Origin of the sequence: Protofrankia sp. Cr1 (genome assembly GCF_963555865.1) — a bacterium.
In the GTDB taxonomy this organism is placed as follows: Bacteria; Actinomycetota; Actinomycetes; order Frankiales; family Frankiaceae; genus Protofrankia.
This window is the reverse complement of sequence record NZ_CAUVXO010000003.1, coordinates 52772-53422: the sequence shown is the minus strand read 5'-3', so window position 1 is coordinate 53422 and position 651 is coordinate 52772. Positions and strand designations below refer to the sequence as shown.

General features: G+C 67.4%; 1 protein-coding gene. It reads left to right on the top strand.

The features are described 5' to 3' along the window. Nucleotides 1-64: 64 nt before the first annotated feature. Nucleotides 65-651 (top strand): hemerythrin domain-containing protein (locus U9980_RS01100; RefSeq protein ID WP_322766287.1); only part of this gene is annotated, 587 nt, incomplete at its 3' end.

Genomic DNA, 651 nt, shown 5'->3' with positions numbered 1-651 from the left:
GGGGCCGGGAGATGGACGACCAGTCAGGGATCCCGGGGTCGGCGAACGGAATGATCCGGGCGAGATGTCCCTCCTTGAGATGATCAGCGCCTCCCATGATGATGCGACGCAGCTTGTCAAGCTGACCTTCACCGAAGCGGCGACCTCCGGGGACCCCAGACGCGCATTGCGGGCTGCTGATACCGCGGTTGCGGCGATCAGTGCACATATGTACTCGGTGCAGACCTCCATTTACCCGGTGGCGCGCCGCCGCCTCCCGGACAGCCGGCCGCGTATCGCGGAGCTGTGTGCCCAGGGGCGGGAAACGTCGTCGGTGCTACGTGGCATCTCCCAGCACATCCAGGGCGACGTGCACCGGCCGGGCGAGTCGATGGGAGCGCTGCGCGAGCGCTTGGCCGAGCTCGAGGAGCAGCACATCGCCGCTGAGGACATTCTGGTTGCCGACCTTGAGAAGGAACTTTCCCCGGACGAGCGTCGCCGGCTCATCATGTCGTTCCGACGGGCGATGCGGCGGGCACCCACTCGCCCCCACCCGTACATTCCCCGCTCCGCTGTGGTTGGAGGCCTCGTCCTGCGGCTTGCCGGGAGCTGGGATCATGTCCTCGACACCATGGATGCCCGGGTTGCCGCGGGTGGACGGATCCGGGCACC